At 67.5% G+C, this 19,700-nt stretch carries 21 protein-coding genes and 4 tRNA genes; 12 read left to right on the top strand and 13 right to left on the bottom strand.

The features are described from left to right. Window positions 1-38: 38 nt before the first annotated feature. From nusG to DLJ58_RS21265, 12 genes are all read right to left on the bottom strand, one after another. A complete protein-coding gene (gene nusG, locus DLJ58_RS21335; protein ID WP_112584800.1) occupies window positions 39-761 on the bottom strand; it encodes a transcription termination/antitermination protein NusG in 723 nt (240 codons plus the stop codon). A 38-nt stretch (window positions 762-799) separates the two neighbouring features. Then, the gene (gene secE, locus DLJ58_RS21330) at window positions 800-1,189 is read right to left on the bottom strand and encodes a preprotein translocase subunit SecE (RefSeq protein WP_091403530.1); all 390 of its coding nucleotides are present in this window, start codon (window positions 1,187-1,189) and stop codon (window positions 800-802) included. Window positions 1,190-1,402: 213 nt separating this feature from the next. After that, window positions 1,403-1,475: transfer RNA gene (locus tag DLJ58_RS21325), tRNA-Trp, on the bottom strand. A gap of 129 nt (window positions 1,476-1,604) precedes the next feature. Beyond that, complete coding sequence (locus DLJ58_RS21320; RefSeq protein WP_124858777.1) at window positions 1,605-1,997, bottom strand: MaoC family dehydratase; 393 nt, start codon at window positions 1,995-1,997, stop codon at window positions 1,605-1,607. 1 nt (window position 1,998) lies between these two features. Continuing rightward, window positions 1,999-2,445 (bottom strand): MaoC family dehydratase N-terminal domain-containing protein, encoded by a 447-nt coding sequence (locus tag DLJ58_RS21315; protein WP_124858776.1) that lies wholly within the window; start codon window positions 2,443-2,445, stop codon window positions 1,999-2,001. Window positions 2,446-2,571: 126 nt separating this feature from the next. Then, window positions 2,572-2,739 carry a 50S ribosomal protein L33 gene (gene rpmG / locus DLJ58_RS21310; protein WP_007073056.1) on the bottom strand — a complete coding sequence of 56 codons (168 nt, stop codon included), beginning with the start codon at window positions 2,737-2,739 and terminating at the stop codon, window positions 2,572-2,574. Between the two features lie 134 nt (window positions 2,740-2,873). Beyond that, a tRNA-Met gene (locus tag DLJ58_RS21305) sits at window positions 2,874-2,946 on the bottom strand. Between the two features lie 24 nt (window positions 2,947-2,970). After that, window positions 2,971-3,043: transfer RNA gene (locus DLJ58_RS21300), tRNA-Thr, on the bottom strand. Window positions 3,044-3,136: 93 nt separating this feature from the next. Next, complete coding sequence (locus DLJ58_RS21295; RefSeq protein WP_124858775.1) at window positions 3,137-5,686, bottom strand: putative bifunctional diguanylate cyclase/phosphodiesterase; 2,550 nt, start codon at window positions 5,684-5,686, stop codon at window positions 3,137-3,139. A 1,105-nt stretch (window positions 5,687-6,791) separates the two neighbouring features. Beyond that, on the bottom strand, window positions 6,792-7,157 hold the full coding sequence (locus DLJ58_RS21280) for a hypothetical protein (RefSeq protein WP_124858774.1): 366 nt from the start codon (window positions 7,155-7,157) through the stop codon (window positions 6,792-6,794). Between the two features lie 670 nt (window positions 7,158-7,827). After that, a complete protein-coding gene (locus DLJ58_RS21270; protein WP_244219066.1) occupies window positions 7,828-8,229 on the bottom strand; it encodes a DUF2750 domain-containing protein in 402 nt (133 codons plus the stop codon). A 154-nt stretch (window positions 8,230-8,383) separates the two neighbouring features. Next, window positions 8,384-8,467: transfer RNA gene (locus DLJ58_RS21265), tRNA-Tyr, on the bottom strand. A gap of 146 nt (window positions 8,468-8,613) precedes the next feature. On the opposite strand from DLJ58_RS21265, the gene DLJ58_RS21260 reads away from it, so the two are divergent. Together DLJ58_RS21260 and DLJ58_RS21255 are read left to right on the top strand one after the other, a co-directional pair. Next, complete coding sequence (locus tag DLJ58_RS21260; protein ID WP_091402478.1) at window positions 8,614-9,108, top strand: YajQ family cyclic di-GMP-binding protein; 495 nt, start codon at window positions 8,614-8,616, stop codon at window positions 9,106-9,108. Between the two features lie 197 nt (window positions 9,109-9,305). Next, window positions 9,306-10,187, top strand: a complete 882-nt coding sequence (locus DLJ58_RS21255) for a RelA/SpoT domain-containing protein (protein ID WP_124858772.1) — start codon at window positions 9,306-9,308, stop codon at window positions 10,185-10,187. Between the two features lie 1,367 nt (window positions 10,188-11,554). Here DLJ58_RS21255 and DLJ58_RS21240 read toward each other — a convergent pair. Continuing rightward, a complete protein-coding gene (locus DLJ58_RS21240) occupies window positions 11,555-12,799 on the bottom strand; it encodes a helix-turn-helix domain-containing protein (RefSeq protein WP_244219065.1) in 1,245 nt (414 codons plus the stop codon). A 220-nt stretch (window positions 12,800-13,019) separates the two neighbouring features. On the opposite strand from DLJ58_RS21240, the gene DLJ58_RS21235 reads away from it, so the two are divergent. From DLJ58_RS21235 to DLJ58_RS21190, 10 genes are all read left to right on the top strand, one after another. Continuing rightward, window positions 13,020-13,340, top strand: a complete 321-nt coding sequence (locus DLJ58_RS21235; protein WP_112681382.1) for a hypothetical protein — start codon at window positions 13,020-13,022, stop codon at window positions 13,338-13,340. A 290-nt stretch (window positions 13,341-13,630) separates the two neighbouring features. Further along, the gene (locus DLJ58_RS21230; RefSeq protein ID WP_124858783.1) at window positions 13,631-14,521 is read left to right on the top strand and encodes a hypothetical protein; all 891 of its coding nucleotides are present in this window, start codon (window positions 13,631-13,633) and stop codon (window positions 14,519-14,521) included. A gap of 80 nt (window positions 14,522-14,601) precedes the next feature. Continuing rightward, complete coding sequence (locus tag DLJ58_RS21225) at window positions 14,602-15,474, top strand: FtsK/SpoIIIE domain-containing protein (protein WP_124858770.1); 873 nt, start codon at window positions 14,602-14,604, stop codon at window positions 15,472-15,474. Beyond that, window positions 15,471-15,680, top strand: coding sequence for a hypothetical protein (locus tag DLJ58_RS21220; RefSeq protein ID WP_124858769.1), 210 nt, complete (start codon window positions 15,471-15,473; stop codon window positions 15,678-15,680). Before DLJ58_RS21225 ends, DLJ58_RS21220 begins: the two co-directional genes overlap by 4 nt. 87 nt (window positions 15,681-15,767) lie before the next feature. Beyond that, complete coding sequence (locus DLJ58_RS21215; RefSeq protein ID WP_124858768.1) at window positions 15,768-16,208, top strand: DUF6197 family protein; 441 nt, start codon at window positions 15,768-15,770, stop codon at window positions 16,206-16,208. Continuing rightward, the gene (locus tag DLJ58_RS21210) at window positions 16,205-16,507 is read left to right on the top strand and encodes a hypothetical protein (RefSeq protein ID WP_124858767.1); all 303 of its coding nucleotides are present in this window, start codon (window positions 16,205-16,207) and stop codon (window positions 16,505-16,507) included. Before DLJ58_RS21215 ends, DLJ58_RS21210 begins: the two co-directional genes overlap by 4 nt. After that, on the top strand, window positions 16,504-16,911 hold the full coding sequence (locus tag DLJ58_RS21205) for an RRQRL motif-containing zinc-binding protein (RefSeq protein ID WP_124858766.1): 408 nt from the start codon (window positions 16,504-16,506) through the stop codon (window positions 16,909-16,911). The genes DLJ58_RS21210 and DLJ58_RS21205 overlap by 4 nt, the downstream gene beginning before the upstream one ends. Next, on the top strand, window positions 16,908-17,633 hold the full coding sequence (locus DLJ58_RS21200; RefSeq protein ID WP_124858765.1) for a hypothetical protein: 726 nt from the start codon (window positions 16,908-16,910) through the stop codon (window positions 17,631-17,633). The genes DLJ58_RS21205 and DLJ58_RS21200 overlap by 4 nt, the downstream gene beginning before the upstream one ends. Continuing rightward, the gene (locus DLJ58_RS21195) at window positions 17,630-17,896 is read left to right on the top strand and encodes a hypothetical protein (protein ID WP_124858764.1); all 267 of its coding nucleotides are present in this window, start codon (window positions 17,630-17,632) and stop codon (window positions 17,894-17,896) included. The genes DLJ58_RS21200 and DLJ58_RS21195 overlap by 4 nt, the downstream gene beginning before the upstream one ends. Next, complete coding sequence (locus DLJ58_RS21190) at window positions 17,896-19,695, top strand: replication initiator (RefSeq protein WP_124858763.1); 1,800 nt, start codon at window positions 17,896-17,898, stop codon at window positions 19,693-19,695. The genes DLJ58_RS21195 and DLJ58_RS21190 overlap by 1 nt, the downstream gene beginning before the upstream one ends. The last annotated feature ends 5 nt before the right edge of the window (window positions 19,696-19,700 follow it).

The raw sequence follows: 19,700 nt of genomic DNA, 5'->3' as shown, positions 1-19,700 counted from the left end.
GACGTCGGCGGCGGGTCGGGCCCGCCGCCGACGACCAATCAGATCTTGGCGACCTGGTTGAAGTTGAGCTCCACCGGAGTCTCACGGCCGAAGATCGACACCAGCACCTTGAGCTTCTGCTGGTCGGCGTTGATCTCACTGATCGTGGCCGGCAGCGACGCGAACGCGCCGTCGGTGACGGTGACGGAGTCGCCCACCTCGAAGTCGAGGACCTTGATCTCCGGCTTCGCCTTCTTCTGCTCGGTCTCGACCGCCGGCGCCAGCCACTTCAGCACCTCGTCGAGCGAGAGCGGAGCGGGCCGGTCGGCCCGGTCGGTCGCGCCGACGAAGCCGGTCACACCAGGGGTGTTCCGGACACAGGAGTAGGACTCGGCGGTCAACTCCATCCGGACCAGGATGTAGCCCGGGAAGACCTTGGCCTGGATCTGCGAACGCTTACCGTTCTTGACCTCGACCTCTTCCCGGGTCGGCACCTCGACCTGGTAGATGAAGTCCTCCATGTCGAGGCTCGTGATCCGGGTCTCGAGGTTGGTCTTGACCTTGTTCTCGTAGCCGGCGTACGAGTGCACCACATACCAGTCACCCGGGGCGTAGCGCAGCTTCTGCCTCAGCTCCGCGACGGGGTCGTAGTCCTCGTCCGGTGCGGGCTCGGTCGTTGGGAACTCCGGCTCGCTGGCGGCCTCAACCGACTCGTCACCAGCCGCCGTCGCGACCGTGGACTGCTCGTCCACCGGTCCGGCGGTCTCGTCGTACTCAGGCACGCTCGCTCACTTCCGTCACTATGGCTGGAGGCAGCCGGTCAGTCCGAGTTGCCAAAGACAAACAACACGACCTTGGCGAAGCCGAAGTCCAGCACACCCACGATCGTCAGCATCACCGCGACGAACGCCACCACCACGGCGGTGTAGGTCAGCAACTCCTTGCGGGTCGGCCAGATGACCTTACGCAGTTCGGCTACGACCTCGCGGAAGAACCGCGCGATGCGGCCGAAGACGCCCACCCGACCCGTTTCCGACCGCGTGGTCGGCCGGCTGTCCGCCGACTCCGCCCGGGCACGGGACCGCGTGGCGGTGCCTCCCCGGGAAACCGGCTCGTCCGCGCCGGAGGCGTCGTCGTCGGCCACGTCGTCGACGACCTCGTCGTCCAGACGATCGTCGCCGTCGTCGTCGCGCCGCTTGTTGTCGGCCACTTCGCCCTCCGTCGCGGAATCTGGGGTCGCACGCCGAGTGGCGTACGCGGCGCTGGTCACGCCGGCCGGACCCAACCGTCCCGCGACGGGCCGCGGCCGGTGGATCACCAGGAGGGCCCGATTGCCTCGGAGCCACCCCGCCGATGCCACCACCACGGGCCGGACGCCGCCAAGCTGGCGGCGCGACCCACGGGAACGGTCAGGCCTGAGGCGCAGGGGTGACAGGACTTGAACCTGCAGCCTGCGGTTTTGGAGACCGCTGCTCTGCCAATTGAGCTACACCCCTATGTGGCAACACTCGCCCCACGCGGCCACAGACGACCGAGCAGGGGTCACTTGCCCCACGGCGGACCAGTGTACGGGTAGCCGCCCGACTTTCCCAACCGGTCTCTCCGCCACGCGTGGCGGGCTCGGTTCAGCGTGCCGTCCGGATGGTTGCCCGCGCCTGCGACAGCACCTTTTCACCAAGGCAGGTGGCGGTCACCTCGAGTCGGGTGAGACCGTCCTCGGTCACCTCGCGGACCCGCGCGGTCACCTCGATCTCGGTCCCCTGGTCGTCGTCGGGGACCACCACCGGCCGGGTGAAACGCACGCCGTACTCGACCACGGCGTCCGGCGACCCGGCCCACTCGGTGACCGCCCGCCCGACCAGCGCCATGGTGAACATGCCGTGGGCGATCACCCCGGGCAGACCCACAGTGGTGGCGACCCGGTCGCTCCAGTGGATCGGGTTGAAGTCGCCCGAGGCGCCGGCGTAGCGGACCAGGTCCGCGCGGGTCACCTGAAACGTCTGTGCTGGCAACTCCATCTCACGCCTCCCCGCGAATGACATACCTGGCCCAGACCGCGACCACGGGTTCGCCGCCGACGGTGCTCACGTCGGTGCGCGTGGTCAGGAAGCCGTGCCCGCCCCTGGCGCTGACGTCCTCGATGGTGTTGGTGCAGACCAGCTCGTCGCCGGCGACGACCGGCCGGGTGTACGCGAACCGCTGGTCGCCGTGCACCAGGCGGCTGTAGTCGACACCCAGGGCCGGGTCCTCGATGATCTGGCTGCTCGCGGCCATCGTCACGATCACCGGAAAGGTCGGCGGGGCCACCACGTCAGGGTGGCCCAGCGCCCGCGCGGCCTCCGGGTCGTGGTGGGCCGGGTCGGTGGCGCCGATGGCGCTGGCGAACTCGCGGATCTTTTCTCGGCCCACCTGGTAGGGGGCGGTCGGCGGATACGTCCGGCCGACGAAGGAAGGGTCCAGAGGCATGCCGCGAACCTACACGGAAAGCCCAATCGCCGACCTGATCGGTAGGCGGCGGCGGAGCCGCACCAAACCGGTCAGATCGGCGATCGGAAAGCTTCGACAACGGCCGGCCGTGAGGCCGGCCAGCAGTCAGCGGGTCTCGCGGTGGACCGTGTGCCGACCGTCACGCGGGCAGAACTTCTTCAGCTCGATGCGGTCGGGGTCATTGCGCCGGTTCTTGCGCGTGATGTAGTTGCGCTCCTTGCACTCCACACACGCCAAAGTGATCTTCGGCCGGACATCGGTAGCCTTCGCCACGGCGGAGTGCCTTCCTCGCTAACGGAAACAACTACGACGCGCCAGCCTAGACGCTGACAGCGCGGACATGCAAAGTGGGCGCCAGAAGCGCCCATTTTCTTACGACCACCGGCAACGAGCCCGGAAGACGAGAGTAGCGGTGGCCGGACTTGAACCGGCGACACAGCGATTATGAGCCGCTTGCTCTACCATCTGAGCTACACCGCTGCGATGGGTCCAGCTGAACCCTCGAGCCCCCTTACGGAATCGAACCGTAGACCTTCTCCTTACCATGGAGACGCTCTGCCGACTGAGCTAAGGGGGCCTGCGCGATCTCCCCGTGGGGCGCGCAGGAGTAAGAGTACACGGCCCGGCTCGACAGGTGAAATCGGATCCCCGGTGATCGTCCGCGCCCTGCTCAGGGCACGACACGCAGGCGCGGAAGCTCCCCGTTGGCGACCGTCTCCGGCTCGACCTGGGCACCGAACCAGGCGGCCAACCGCTCGTACGGCAGCGGCCTGCTGAACAGGAAACCCTGCCCGATCTCGCAGCCGATGTCCTGGAGAAGCTCCAGGGTCAGCTCGCTCTCCACCCCCTCGGCGACCACCGCCAGGCCGAACTGCTGGGAAAGGGTGACCACCGCGTTGACGATCGCCAGGTCCCCCGGATCGGTCGCCATGCCCTGCACGAAGGAGCGGTCCACCTTCACCTCGTGCACCGGCAGCCGGCGCAGGTGCGCCAGGGACGAGTCACCCGTGCCGAAGTCGTCCACCGACAGCCGTACGCCGAGATCCCGCAGCCGTTGCAGGGTGGGGATCGGCCGGTCCGTGCCGTCCAGCACCCCCGACTCGGTGATCTCCAGGGTGAGGCGCTGTGCCGGCACCTTGTACTCGGTCAACAACTCCTGGACCCGGTCCGGGAAGTGCTGGTCGATGAGCGTACGAGCCGAGAGGTTGACCGCGATGGGCAGCGGCTGGTCGGCCAGCGCCCAGTCCCGGCTGCGCCGAAGGCCCTCCCGGAGCACCACCTCGGTGAGCCGGCTCAACTGGCCCGTGTGCTCGGCCACCGCCACGAAGTCCTCGGGCGCGACCGTGCCGTGCGCCGGATGTTCCCAGCGGGCCAGACACTCCACACCCACCAGGCGCCGGTCCCGCAGAGTCACCTTGGGCTGGAAGTAGACCTCCAGCTCGTCCTGGTCCAGTGCTCGGCGCAGATCGCCGGCCAGACCCAACCGGCGCAGTGAACGGGACTCCAGGGCGGGATTGAACAGCTGCACGCTGCCCGGCACCGACTTGGCCGCGGTGGCGGCGAGGTCGACCCGGAGCAGCAGGGTCGCCGCGTCGCTGCCGTGATCCGGGTGTACGGCCACCCCGACGGCGGTGTCCACGTCGAGGGTGAGCGCGTCGAAGACCATCTCGTCGCGGATCTGGTCGCGCAGTTGGGCGGCCAACTCGAGCGCGGCCTCAGCGCTCTCCAACCGCAGCGTCACCAGGAACTCGTCCCCGCCGGCGCGGCCAACCAGAGCCGACGACGGCGCGCTGGCCCGCAACCGATTGGCGACCTCGGTGAGGACCTTGTCCCCGGCCGCGTGCCCCAGGGACTCGTTGACCTGGCGCAGCCCGTCGACGTCGAAGAGCAGCAGCGCCACCACCTCGCCCGGCGCGCGGATCTTGACCGACTCGTCCAGCGCTCCGGTGATCCGCCGCCGGTTGGGCAGTCGGGTCAACGTGTCGTGGTGTGCGTCGTGCCGGAGCCGGTCGACCAGCCGCGAATTCTCCAGGGCCACGGCCGCGTGCGCGGCGACCGTCTCGAAGACGGGGATGTCACCGGGCGTGAAATGGCCGACGTCGCTGAGCCGGTTGACCACCTCGAGCGTGCCGATCACCGCCTGCCCCGAGTAGAGCGGCACCACGATGATGTCCTTCACACCGGTGGCGCGCAGCGAGCCCCGCAGGCTCTCCTCGTCCCCGAGGCGAACACCCATGGCCAGACTGCGGCGCTGACGGCGAGCCTCCTCGCGAACGACCACCGGCGTCGGCGACGTGTCCAAAAGGCCGGCGTCGTCGACCCGCGCCGTCAGCATCACCTCCGGGTGACGCCCCTGGGCCGGCAGCCACAACGTCGCGTACTCGGCCTGCATGAGCCCCCGGATCCGACCGAGGAGGACGTCAGCCAGGTTGCCGCTCTGCCCGTTGGCGGTCATCGCCTTGGTGAGTTCGTACATGTCGCCGAGCGTCCGGTGCTGACGGAAGAACTGCTCGTACGACCGGTAGACCTTCGCGAGCGCGGCCGCAAGCACGACGATCAGCACGGACGACCACCAGGTCGTCCGCACCGCGATCAGGACGACCAGCCCGACGACGATGTTGACACCGGAGGTCAGCAGGGGCGGCAACGCGTTGCGCAGCACGCCCAGTGCCGCCTGCCAGCCGTGCATGATCGCGATGACGCCGGCCACACCAGCCAACGTCGAGATGAGGATCGTGCTGACCGCGACGAAGAGCACGGCCCACGTCCGTGGCCCGACCTCCCCCTGAATGGGCGGGAGCGCCAGCAGCACGAGCCCGGCCAGCGATGCGGCGGCAGAGGCGTTCGCGACGTTGAAGGCCAGTTTCGCGAGGCCGAACCGGTACCGCAGATGGGTGATCAGCGTCGAGAGCGTGTACGCCGCGACCACCATCAACGGTGGCAGGAAGAAGAACGCCAACACGAGTGGGATCTCGGTCAGCCGCGACCCGAAGGACTGGCGCCCGATGACGAAGTTGAGCATCGGTAGGCCGGCGATCACCATCACGGCCAACAGGACGGCGGCGAGCCCCCAGGATCGGAGATGGTCCTGACTGGCCAACCCGATAGCCGTCGAGAAGATTGCGGCCGCGAATGCCAACGGCCCGGTGATGAACCAGGCGTATTGGGCAGGGCGGCTAGGAGACCCTGAGCCACCCGCTGCGGGCCGACGCTCGGCCATACCACTCCTTACCGGTCACTGCCACAGAACCATGCACGGCCGGCGAACGAAGCTGGCGGACAACGCCGATCACGGTGTTGGCCGCCTGCCCGACCTAGCGGAGTGGTGCCGTCCAGACGAAATCGAAGGCTTGGAACTCTCCGTAACCGGAGGCTCCGCCAGCCATCACGGCGAGGGCCAGAACTGCGAACACCATGCCGACCCGCCGGGCCAGCCTTTGACCAGACATCGCGTGCTCCTCGTGGCAGGGGTGTCGGGAAGGCAAGATTCCACGATGGTGCCACACCGGGGGCAGCCCGCAAAGCGGTCGGACGGCTGAGCAGCGCAGGCCGTCCAGTCGGCCCGAGCGCTTCAACGACGGATGCCCAGCAAGGTCGTTGGCTCGCCCCAGGAGACGCGCAGATGATGCATGTTCAAGTTATAGCCACAATTTGGATCTACGTCATGGATGCCACTTCCGGTTGCAAAGCCCGCCTGGAACCCAAAGCCGACAAGCGTGGGGGGCGGCACCGGAACCTCTCCACCACCGGAACTCCCCTAGAACGACGGGCGCCGGTCGGCAATTGGCAACCGGTGACCAGTTGAACACAACAATCCCCTCGGATCCATAGGATCGGAGTCTCTCGATTATCACCGCCCACGGAGGATGGTTCGAGACTCTGTAGCCTTCGCGACCGATCGGCGAGCCCCACAAGGCTCGTCCCAGGCCGCGAAGTGGCCGCCGCGGTCAACCTCGTTGAAGTACCGAGGCCGACTAGACCGTTTCGGCCCAGTTCCGCGGAGCGGCCCAGACCTCGCCGGGGACGTGGTGAAGCCGACGGGACCGAGACCGGCAGAGGCTGTCCAGGACGCGGCGGACCATCCCGGGCGAGTCCAGCTCGACGACCGGAAGGGACGCGGTTTCCAGCCAGGCAAGCGCCGCCGCGTGCTCGGCCGGGATCTCTCGGACCAGTGGTGGGGGTTGAGACCGTAGAGGTACGCGCCCCACGGAGCAAGGCTGCAGTGACGGCTTCCCGCCCCGGACCGCTACGCGGCCGGGACGGGAAGCCACCGAATACCGTCGGGCAGCCGCCCCCGCGCCGAGGTGCGGCAGTCGATCCGCTGGCTACGGGCGTGAAGCGTCTTCCCTGTCCTGACTAACCGCGAGGCAAGCGACGACGCGGGAGGCGTCAGGTGCGAGGAAGAGCTGGAAAAACCAGGGCGTCTCGGCGCCGCCGACCTGACCGATCAGCAACTCTCCCAGTTCTTCGGCCGAGATCAGCCGATTCACCGCCTGGACGAAGCCGAGCATCCGGATGCCACGCGTACGGGTGTGATGCTCTCGACGCCGGTAGGCGGTCACCAGGGCCCCAACCGGTGCCGCCCCGTCGAAGACCTTGAAGTCGTAGCCCGCTCGCAGAGCGTCGCGACATGACTCGTAGATGTCGCCGTCCTCAGCACTAAGAAGGATGATCAGGGTGTCTCGCTCCACCGGGCTATCCTGCCGGTCCGCCGACGTCCCATGCCCGGGAGTGACCAGACTCCGCAGCCGACGAACCAGACCACCGCAAGGCGTTACGGAAGCCGGGCCGCCGTCGAGGTCTGGGCTTCCAACTGCCGCACCAGTCCCAGAAACGGGACTGGCTTGCCCCGAGCGTCCCGCTGCCGGCCCGCACATACCTACCAAGGCCCGCCCCACGCCGGTACGCCGTCGAGAGGCGCCCAGGACCGATCTGCCTGAATCCAGCAACCGTGCGCCGCCCGAAGGTCGTGCGGGATCAGGTCGGTCAGGCCAGCCCGCTCGACCGCCCGGTCAAATCGGTACTTCCAGCCGTTGTAGCTCTGCGGGCGTCCGGCGGTCCGCTGCTGCCGGCCGGGGAAGAGGAACGCGTCCGGGTCATCGGGCAGCTCGGCTAGGTACTGTCGAAGCCGATCGACCACCAAGGCCGGCAGGGCGAACTCCCGGCGCTGGTGACTCTTCGGGGTGTCTATGACCGGGCCGCCGGGGAGCTGGGCGACGGACTCGGCTCAGGTAGCCGAGGCAGCTTGACTCCCCGGCCCGGGGTCACCGGGATCAGCCCGTTGTCGACGGCCGAGGCCATGATCTGCGACAGCAGCCGGTACGCCTGCCGAACCTGAGAGGGATGGGGGCAGCCCGGCGGTCAATCAATCGCAGCTGTAGGCGATGAGCTGCCTTCAAGCCCGGTGAACCAGCCGAGCATGTCTTGAGGGCTCACGTCGTAGCCGGTGGCTCGTTCCCCGCTCCAGTTGACGCCGATCAGGACTCCCTGCTCCGCTAACCAGGGCACAAAATCGCGCAGCCACTGATCGAACGGCATGGAGACGATCTCGAGCCCGTTGTAAGCGGGCACCTGTTCGACCACACGTTGCGCTCGTGACCGCAGCGACCAGAAGGGCATCGCCCGGCTCCCATCGGGCTTGTGAGGCGCGATGTAGGAGCCGTCATTTTCCAGGAGGGTCCAAACACGCCCGGCAGCAGGAGCCTCGCTCCTGAACGCAGCAGAGTGAGCGGCACTGACAGTCAAACCGTGCCTCCCAACCATGCCGGCGCTTCTGCGGACCTCACCGACAACTCGCCTACGTGCCCGTTGCGTGCCCGATCACCCAGTAAACCGGGGGCGCTCGCGGTCAACGGCAGCAGGAGACGACAAAGGCCCCCAACCTGTGTTTCCGCAGGTAAGAGGCCTCGCCGTTCCCTGGTGGCGGGTAGAGGATTCGAACCTCTGAAGCTTTCGCGACGGATTTACAGTCCGCTCCCATTGGCCGCTCGGGCAACCCGCCAGGGCACCCCACCGCGTCGTAACGCGGCGGCGGAAGCAAGGATAGCGGCTCCCCCCGGCGCCTACGCAACCGGGTACGGTCAGGGGGTCGTGCCGCTGGTCGCGGCCGACGGCAGGCCCAGACCGCCGGACAGCAGGAGCAGAAACATGGCAGCGAACCCGTCGTTCGACATCGTGAGCAAGGTTGACCGTCAGGAGGTCGACAACGCCCTTCGGCAGGCGGAGAAGGAGCTTGCGACGCGGTTCGACTTCCGCGGCACCGGCGCTGAGATCTCCTGGTCTGGCGAGGAGGCGATCGGCCTTCAGGCGGAGACCGAGGAGCGCGTCCGCGCCGCGCTGGATGTGTTCAAGGAGAAGCTCGTCAAGCGGAACATCTCGCTGAAGTCGCTGGATGCTGGGGAGCCGCGTCCGTCGGGCAAGATCTTTAAGATCGACTGCAAGGTGATCCAGGGCATCGAGACGGACAAGGCCAAGGCGATCAGCAAGAAGATCCGCGAAGAGGGCCCCAAGGGCGTGCAGGCGCAGATCCAGGGCGACCAGCTGCGGGTCACCGGCAAGAAGAGGGACGACCTCCAGGCGGTCATCTCGCTGCTCAAGGGCGAGGACTTCGGCGTCGCCCTCCAGTTCAACAACTACAGGTAGGGCGTCGCCGTAGTAGCCGGTCGTCAGGTTGGTCGCATACAGTCACCTGCTCAAACGTCGTCGCCATTGGTCGGCGTTGGCCATCGTTGATGAGCCCCTGACGGCCTGGCGACGGCCTAGGAACACCTCACTGGTCGGTAGACAGCCCGCTCATCTACTTCGTCGACCCTCGTCAAAACCTGCGGTATCTTGCACCCGTGACGCTTCTGCCACTCTCTGGCTCGCAGTTCGACCGTCTGGGTAAGCGTCTGGCCGACGGCACCGCCAGCGATGATGACGAGAAGATGTTCGAGGAAGTTCGCATCCGATACGGACGCGCGCTAGAGCTTGCCCAAGCTGGCCTTTCTGCCTTGGAACTCCCCGCGACCGGCAGGGTAAAGACGACAGGGACTCTCGTTGACAAGCTACGCCGAACGCCCGGCCTAACGATACGGGGCGTACATGACCTCGCTGGCAGTCGTGTGCTTGTTCGGCCGGTAACCCTACCAAAGGGCTTCCGGGTTCAGGATGCAGAATGCAAGAGGGATTTCGAAGTGCGAGACGGGCTCTTCGCGCAGGAAATAGCGGTACGCAAGATATTGAACGTGTTTGTACCTCCCTTAGCGTCGAAGGCCCCTAAAGAAATTGACCGACGCGCTAATCCAAGTCATGGATACCGAGCAGTACACGTGATTGTGTTTCTTGAAGGCGTTCCTGTCGAAGTGCAGGTCCGAACAGAACTACAACACATGTGGGCTGAGGCCACGGAGCGTCTTGGAGACCGATGGGGACGGGGGCTACGTTACGGAGCCGGCCCGGACGAACCGGAAAAATTAGTATTCCCCCCTTCGGTAATAACGCGAGGGCGGTTCGTGAAGCTGCTGCAAGACCTCGCTGGCAGCATTGCCACATACGAGGAAGCTCAGTACACCGTCGACAAGGCAGAGGTGCAGCTTTCGTTCACCGAGCAGCCAGCATCCGACAACCTGTGGCACGATGTAGAGGAAGCGCGGGATACTCTTGGGCAGGCCCGCCACCAGATCCGAGGTGCTCTCGGGGACGTTGCGGACGTCGTTGAAGGGCTAGGTACCCATGGGTAACTTTTTGATGGTGTACGACCGAGCCAAGGGTGACGTGCTGCGACTGGACCGGTTCCCGAACCAGGAAGCCGCAATGCGGCAGCGCTTCGCCTTGGAGCGCTCAAATAAGGACAACCCGGACATAGAGATCGTCGTGTTTGTCGCTGACTCTGAGGATGAGCTCCGCCGAACGCACGCCCGATACTTTAAGTCGTTCAGCGACCTTGTCCGAGGCTTCTCCCTGCGCGTCGCCTAGCAACGCGGCTGCCATCCCGTCTGCCGTCGACCCGCCCTCCTGGGGAGCGGGCCACCGCCCGGCCCGCCACGTCAAGCGGGCCTTGACGCATGTTCGGACGCTGGCGGGTCGGGCGGTGGTCTGCTCGGCTTGCCCGGGTCGATGGCAGGCGGGATAGGCCTACCGCAACCACCCATGGGCCGTGACCCGCCGACGCAGCCCTGGCCATCCTGGAGCCGGAGCGCCCCCGCCGGAGGCGCAGTGACCGCAACCCCGCGACCGCCGCCGGCTCGCCGACGCGGGCGGCGTGCGCTCCTTTCACGCCGCGCGGTGCTGGCCGCGCGGCCCGGCCGGCTGCCGGCCCACCACCACCCGGTCAACCGCCCTGTCGTTCTGCGGCGGCCCCTTGGGGCTTTCCGCTTTCCGCGCCAGCTGCCGGGCGTGTTGCGTGGCCGGAGTCGGAGCGTCAGCGGAGCGACGGACGCGCGCCCAGGCGGCGGCGCGTGCGGCCCGTTCAGGGCCGCCTTGAAGACGTACAGAAACTTTGAACCACTTCGTGCCGGCAGTCCGGCCGCTGGCCTCACTCCGGTGGTTGCGTGGCTGCATCACGGGAGTGCTCACGCCAGGGACTCCCGTCAGCCTGGACGAGACGCCGCACCATCCGACGAGCCTCGTCCTCCGTGTCGAACTCCCAGCGGAGCACCCTGCCCGTCTCGGAGTCGCCCGCCCTGGCGACGACGTGCCACCGCACCTCCCGAGCAAGCCACACGTCACGTCGGGTCAGTCGTCCCCACACGCCGTTCCACCAACGCGTGACCAGCTCCTTCGCCACATGAACATCGTACACATGTTCGATAGGCGGAAGTGAGAAGCGGCGCGGGAGTAAGGAATGCCAGAATGGTGGGCGTGGGAGCTGGCCCAGACACAACCGCGGAGTGGTGGACGACCTCCGACGTGGCCGCGTACCTCGGGGTCAAGGTGGCAACCGTCTCCAACTACCGGAAGCGGGGCCAGATGCCCGAGCCCGACGCGACCGTCGGTCGGACCCACATGTGGCGCCCGATCCGCGTCGTGACCTGGCACGAGAACCGACCGCGTCCCGGAGTCGGCGGTCGCCCCAGTCCAGTCAGCACAGGCGTGAGTGAACCCGATGTCAGCTCGGGCTAAGGGTCCGTAACTCGTCCAAGTACGACAGGACCTCCGGCTCGTTGGGGTACCGCTCCCGCAACAAGGTCGCCAACTCCCTAGAGCACATCAAGAGAGACGGCAACGACTTGCGGTCGCCCTCCAAGGCCCGGCGTCCCTCAGCGACCGCAAGCTCAAGGTCGCCTGAGCGGGCAGCGACTACCCCGAGCGTGACCCGCGCTTCCGCGATTCGCATCGGCTTACGCTCGGTGCCATCCGGGTCGGTTGACGAGCGAATTACCTGCCCGGCGTACATCTCCGCTAGGCGATCCTCGCCTGCCAGCCGGTAGCAATCCATGGCGTAGAAGTCGAACTTTGCTGGATCCACGACGAAGTGGTGATCCGTGTTCTCGGGATACGGCAGCGAATCAAGCAGCGCCCGGCCCTTGTCTAGCGCCATCTCAACTTGCCGTCTGTCACCGAGTCGGGCCCACGCCTTGGCACGCTGGGCGGCAAGCTGCACGGCAGCACTGCTGCTGGCCGCGATCGACTCGCCGGTCTCTGCCGCAGCGATGACACCTCGATAGTCGCCCTGTGTCAGCGCGTACCAGGCTCGCATCTCGTAAGCCCATCCGGAGACAGCAGTGTTTCCCGCCTCCTCGCCGAGCGTCAACGCCGCCTTGCGCGTTCCCTCAGCAATGCGGCGTAGCCCCATGTCGTATTCGACGCAGCCAACGAGCAACGCGACCCATCCCGCAAGGCTCAGCACCTCCTGGTGCTGCGCGAGGGTAAGCCGGCGATCCATCAGCGCAGTGATTCGGCGCAGCCACGCTCGCCCCTCGACCCGGAGCTGCTCGGATGACATGTACGGGTACTCGCTGCAAAGCCGGTCGGCGGTGATACGCAGCGCTTCCAACGTTGCGTTCGATACGTCGGAAGTCCGTAGACGAGCGAGGATTTCCACCGTTTCCATGCCGGTGCCGGCGATCAGTTCAGCATCAGCGTCATGCCGAACGGTCGGCGGAAAGAAGGCGGCTGTGACCGTCCCAAAAGTCTTCGCGATCAGCGACCTGTAAAAGCCGTCAGGCTCAGAGCTGCCGGCCTCCCACCTTTTCCAATTCCGCAGGAGCGTGCTATCCGCCGGCAGTTGCTCGCTGGCATGGGCTCGCATGGCGCGGACAGCCTCGCCCTGCGACCAGCCCCGCGCGGTGCGTTCAGCCCTGAGGCGCGATGCCCAGGCTGGTCGATCGAGGTCAGCAGCAACGTCAGCCATACAGCCAGTATCGCCCGGACACAGGGGACATGGCGAGGGGACTTTGCCCTGTCACCGCAGTGACACCTGTCGTTCTATCGCACTCAAGGTCATCGTTGTGGGTGTCAGCAGAACGCCGAAAGAAAGACGGCGACAGTCTGGCGTAGTACCAACTCAGTTGGTACTTTGATTTCGAGGCAGTCATCCAACAAGGGATGCGCCTAGACACAGGAGGTTCGTTGTGAAGCTGTACGTGGACACCCAGAGCAAGCAGGTCCAGGTGACGAAGGACCCGGAGCCGAAGAACGACCAGAACGGCAACCAGCGGTCGGAGAAGAACACTGGCCGGCTCATGTGGTCGACCCAGGTCTTCGTGCTCGACGAGACTGGCGGCGAGATCATCACCATCACCACGGCGGGAGAGAAGCCGGGCGTGACGGTGGGACAGCTCGTCGCTGTCGAGCAGTTGGAGGCTATTCCGTGGGCGACCAACGGGCGTAACGGCGTCGCGTTCCGTGCGATCACGCTGAAGCCGAAGGCTGGTAACTCGGCGGCTAAGTAGGTCCTCGATCACCGTGCTGTGTTCGCCACCGGTGTCCGTGGCAATCGAAGCGGCTGAGGTCCGCTGACCAACAAGTGAAGCAAGCAGTCCGAGGGCGGCTCTGGCGTCCAACGTTCTCGGCCTGGTGATCACGATCGGTGGTCACATCCCGCAAGAGCTGGCGCGGGGTCGGTACTGGCGTCCAAACCTGCCGACCCCGTGCCCTCCACTCATCCAACCCAATGTGCTTGGGAGGACTCGTCGTGTCCAAGTCTAGCCCCCGCCGGTTCGCCGGCAGGTCAACCGGAACGGTGACGGTCATCGAGGCCAAGGTCCACCGTTCCTCCGCGCGGAACGCCAAGATGGCGTTCATCCTGACGGCGGTCATCGTCGGCCTGTTGTCGGCCGTGGTGGCCGCTTCCTACTGGCACCCCATCGTCTCCCTGGTCGTCGGCGCGCTGATCGGCGTTCCGACCGGAGCCGCCGTGTGGCTGCTCGTCCGCGTCTGGCCGGTGATTCGGCTGCTGTGGTGGTGGAGCCTCGAAACCACCTTGGCGGTTCTGCTGCTCACCGCGTGGGTGCAGCTCGCCAACCACACCCCGACCCTGGTGACCCTGCTCGTGGTCGCCCTGGTCGTCGGCGTCCCCGCCGCCATCCGCCCGGTCCGCCGCCAGGTCAAAGCCTGGACATGGTGCCTGATCGTGCGGCACCGGCTGCGCGTGTGCTTCGCGCAGTTCATCATCGCCAACCAGTCCGGCAGCCTGCCGCTGATCCTCTGGGCCAAGCCCACCCCGGTCGGCGAACGAGTCTGGGTCTACCTGCGCCCCGGCCTGTCCGCCAAGGACCTAGAGGGCCGCCTCGACAAGATCGCGGTCACCTGTCACGCCTCCACCGTGCTCATCGAGCGCGCTTCGGAGAACAACGCCGCCTACCTGCGGTTCGACATCAAACGCCGTGAGGTGCTGACCGCTCACGTCGGTTCCCCGCTGGTCGACGTGATCGACCCGAGCGCCCCCGTCTCGGCATCGCCGTTGACGGTTCCCACTGCCCTGGACCTGCCGGACGTCGACGCTCCGACGATCAGGATCCCTGCCCAGGGCAAGCCGGCCACGAAGCAGCCGGCCGCGTCTACGGCCAACGGCAGTAAGCCCGCGGCTTCGTCCGCGTCGCCCGAAGCGGACGACGTCTCCGACTGGATCTGACCCCACCCAACCCGGACGCGAGGAGCCATGGCGGCTCGTTCGTGTGGCTCCTCGCGCCCACAACGCCCAGGAGGGCTGTCATGACCACCACGATTCCCACCACCGCTGATGCGGTGCCGGTGGGGCCCGGCCTGTCGATGTTCGACCCGATCTTCATCGGGATCGACGAGTTCGGCCAACCCGTCTACCTGGACGTCATCTACCGCAACCTGCTTACCGCAGGCGAACCCGGCGGCGGTAAGTCCGGCCTGATCAACAACATCTGCGGCCACGCCGCCCTGTGCGACAACACCCGCCTGGTGTTGTTCGACGCGAAACTCGTCGAACTCGGCCCCTGGCGCGACCTCGCCGACGCGTTCATCGGCCCCGACATCGACCAGGGCATCGACGTCCTACGTCGCCTCCTGGTCGTCGCCACCAACCGCTACGCCTGGCTGCTTGCCAACCGGCGCCGCAAGCTCGCCGACGGCGACGGCATGTCCGTCATCGTCACCATCATCGACGAACTCGCCATGTTCTCCACGGTGCTCGGCACCAAGCAGCAACAGGAGGAATTCTCCACTCTCCTGCGAGGGCTCGTCTCCCTCGGCCGGGCCTGCGGTATGCCCGTCGTTGCCGCGACTCAGCGCCCGTCGTGGGACATCATCCCCGCTTCGCTGCGGGACCTGTTCGGCTACCGGGCCGCATTCCGGTGCACCTCGCTGAACAGCTCGAACATCATCCTCGGCCAGGGCTGGGCCGAGCAAGGCTACACCGCCTCCGACATCTCACCCACCAACCAAGGCGCGGCCTACCTCCTCGCCGAAGGCGGCGTACCCCGCCGCATCAAAGCCGCCTACCTCACCGACACCGACATCTACAACATCGCCGACTACGCCGCCTGGACCCGCCGCCCCACCAGCAGCACTGGCACCCCGGCGGTCAACCCCACCGAGTGGGAGATGGCGGCATGACCACCCGCGAGCGCGCCTACGCCAAGGCCAACAACCAACGCGCCGCGCAGTTCACCGAGCTGTGGGTTACCGGCAGTCCTGAGGACATCGCCGCCTTGGTCCAGGCCGTCGCCCGCAGTGGGCGACTGGTCTACCTCTCCGCACCCACGCAGATGCCGGGTGACGACAACCGGCACCGCCGCTACCTGCGGCTGCGCGCCCGATAGCCGGTCGACAGGACCAGTCAACGCCTGCCAGCAACCGCTGGTCCTGCCGACCTCCACCAACCGCCCTACTGAAAGGACGTGGTTGCCATGAAGGCTACCCAAAACCCACCCACACAGATCCAGGTCACACCGGCCGATCTGCTGCGGATGGCTGCCCTCTACCTGCGCCGGCACGGCTGGCACCAGGGCACCTACTACGCCAAGACCCCCGACACCCTCACCCCGCCGGCCTGCGCCGCCGGGGCCATCGGCATCGCCTGCGCCGGACACACCGTCGAGCACTTCTCCCAACTCGACCCCGACGCCCTCGCCGACTACCTCGCCGCCCTGGGCGTGTTCGTCGACTACCTCGACACCACCGCCCCGGTCTTCCACATCGACGAGGACGGCTACCTGCTCGACGAGCACACCTCTCCCTACTCGTGGAACGACGACCCCGCCCGCACCGTCGAGCAGGTCATCACCGCCCTGACGGCGGCTGCCAACGAGTGGGACTCCCTCCGCACCAACGGAGGTGAGATCCGATGAACACCGTCAAGAAGTCCTTGACGCCCAACCTGCCACGGCAACGGCGTCGGGACGTGGTCGAGAACGACCAGTTCGCCGGCTTCGCTCGGCGCATCATCCGCGCCCACGGCCGCCGCGTCGCCACCGGAGACGTCGAAGCACTCCGCGACCTCATCGCCCTCTCCACCGTCATCGACGACGCCATCGGAGAAGCCGTGATCGGCCTGCGCGCGTTCGGCTACTCCTGGGCCGAAATAGGCTCCCGCCTCGGCATCACCCGCCAAGCCGCCCAACAGCGCTGGGGCGGTGACAAGCCATGACCGACCTACGCGCCGTCGACCTCGACAACCTGGCCGACCGCACCGGCATCCGGGTCGAGTTCTACGACCCGCTCGGCACCCGCTACGGATTCCCCACCTTCCCCTACCACTGCGCCCCTACCGGCCTGGCCACCCTGCGGCAGCTCCGCGCCGCCGGCCTCCGCCCCGGCGGACACGACCCGGTCGCCCAGATCCTCTGGCGACACCGCAGCAACCGCCGGGTCGCCTACCTCTACCGCGCTGACCTCGCCAAGGCGAAGCGCACCGCCACCCCCGCACAGCGGGAGGCCATCGCCAAAGCCCTACTCGCGCGCCGCACCTGCCGCCACTGCGAGCAGGTGAAGCCCTACTACATCCCCCGCCGCTACGGCTGCTGCCTCGACTGCCACGGAGGCCACCAATGACCACCACCACTCCGGCCAGCGCCGGCACCCGCTTGGAGGGCCTGGTCCTGGTCCTCATCCTCATCGCCGTCGGCGGCTCCGCCGGGGCCGCCTCGTTCACCCACGTTCACGACTGGACCATGGCCAACAGCCCCGACAACACCCCGGGATGGTTCGGCTGGGCCAACGCCGTCATCTCCGAACTCGTCCCCATCGCCGCCCTGCTCACCATCCGCCGACGCCGCCGCACCGGCGCTCCCATCGGCTACCCGATTGTCCTGCTCATCGCCGCCGCCGGCCTCTCCCTCGCCGCCCAACTCGCGGTCGCCAAGCCCGGACCGTCCGGGTGGCTTCTCTCGGCGGTTCCCGCGCTGGCGTTCATGGCCCTGGTCAAACTCGTCCTCGCCCCCGCACCCACCGCGCAACCCATGACGGCTCCCTCTGAGCCGGGGCAGCCGATCCGCGTTCAGGTGGCCGAGCAGGTCACCACCGAGCCGGCTCCACCGGCCGCCATCACCCTGGCTCCCGAGCCGACCCCGGCCGTCGAGCCGGACCCCGTCACCGTGCCGGCCTCGGAGCCGGTCGACGTCCCCGCCCACCTGCTGCCTACCGCCCGGTTCGCAGCCGTGCAGCACCAACAGGCCACCGGAGCACCAATCACGCCCACCGAGCTGGCCGACCGCCTCGACATCAGCCCGGCCGTCGCCGGGCAGCTCCTGGCCACCATCGGTGGTGTCCGATGACCATCGTTCTGGTCGACATCGAGCAGGTCACCCACACCTGCCCCGCCTACCCCGACGCCCACCCGTTCGACATCCGCCGGACCCTGGTCGACGTCATCCCTGGTGGTCCTTGCCGGGCACCGGTCACCATCCGCTGCGGCGACACCACCGCATTGATCCCGTGCCGCAGGCACGAACCGGTCAAGCGCCAGTGCGGCGCCTGCCGGGTCATCGTCACCGAACACACCATCACCACCCGCCACCTCACCGAGGTACGCGGCTGATGGCCTCGACGCTGGACCTCACACCCCGGACCGCTCTGGCCCGGGGTGTGGGCTCGAACGCCGACACCATCCCCGTCCACGACTACACCGCCGAAGGCTCTGCCTTCACCCGAGCCACCAAGCCGGACTACTTCGGCTGGCTGGAACACGTCCGCGCCGCCGCCGGCTGCACCCGACCCATCCGCCTCGCCGGCCAACTCCTCACCGTCGAGCAGGGCACCGGCCGCATCCTCGACGCCCGGCACACCGACGCCATGCCCGATGCCGCCATCTACACCGCCTGCGGCAACCGCCGCGCCACCGTCTGCCCCGCCTGCGCCCACACCTACCAACGCGATGCTTTCCAACTCCTGCGCGCTGGCCTCATTGGCGGCAAGGGTGTCCCCGAGACCGTCGCCTCACATCCGGCGGTGTTCGCCACTTTCACCGCACCGTCCTTCGGGACCGTGCACACCCGGGCGGTTAAGCGGCACACCTGCGGCAACCGGAAGCGTTGCGACTGCCGCGCTGAGCCCTGTCACGCCCGCCGCGACACCGGACTCTGCGAGCACGGCCGACCCGCCGTCTGCTGGGCCAGGCACGAAACCGGTGACGCCATCCTCGGGCAGCCGTTGTGTCTGGACTGCTACGACCACACCCACCAAGTCGTGTGGAACCTCTTCTCCGGGGAGCTGTGGCACCGCACCAAGCAAGCTGCGGAACGTCACCTCGCCAAGGTTGCCCGCCGCCGGGGCATCCCCCGCGTCCACGTCGTCACCGCCTCCGGCAACATCAGCACGGTCCCGCCGGTTCGGCTGTCACACGGGAAGGTGGCCGAGTTCCAGGCACGCGGGGCGGTGCACTTCCACGTCCTGGTCCGCCTCGACGGCGTCCACCCCGACGACCCCACCGCGGTCATCCCACCGCCGGCTGCCTTCACCGTCGCGGACCTGGACGACGCGATCCGCACCGCTGTCGAGCAGGTCACGTTCACCACCCCGACCCACCCTGACCAGCCTGGCGGCTGGCCGGTCGCCTGGGGTGACCCGGGTAAGGGCCTCGACATCCGACCCATCAGCCTCACCGGAGACGGTGACGTCACTGACAGCATGGTCGCGGGATACCTTGCCAAGTACGCCACCAAAAGCACCGAGGTAACCGGGCACCGCTCCGTCAGGCTCGACGCCGATTCAATCGGCGACTACGCCGACCCCGACGGCGACCACACCGCCCGCCTCATCAACGCCTGCTGGCACACCGGCCGACCCACCACCACACCCGTCCCCCTCTCGGAACGGCCCCGGGACCACCGGCCCACACCCGGCTACGTGAAGCGCTGGGAATGCCCCGACTGTGGCACCCACACCCGATACCCCGCCTGCCCCGTCTGCGTCGCCCACCGTCAAGCCGCCCTTGACACCCAACCGGCCAGCAGACCACAGGCCACCAATCCCTACGCCCGGCTGCGCCGCTGGGCGCACATGCTCGGCTTCGGCGGCCACTTCCTCACCAAAGCCCGCCGCTACTCCGTCACCTTCCAACTCCTGCGCGACACCCGCGTCACCTACCGACGCCACGAGCACGAGCACCAGGCCGACGATCAGCCCGGCACCCTCCGCGCCGTCGACCACCTCGACGAAGACACGACGCTCATCGTCGGCACCCTCACCTTCGCCGGCGTCGGCTGGCACACCACCGGAGACGCACTCCTCGCCAACACCGCCGCCGCCCTCGCCCGCGAACGACGAACCACCGGCCGCGAAGAACTCGCCCACGAACTCAGCACCACCCCTGCCGGCACCGCGCCGGCTGCCGCCTGATCACC

The organism is Micromonospora arida (assembly GCF_003857035.1).
GTDB lineage: Bacteria > Actinomycetota > Actinomycetes > Mycobacteriales > Micromonosporaceae > Micromonospora > Micromonospora arida.
This window is presented reverse-complemented; position numbering and strand designations above follow the sequence as displayed.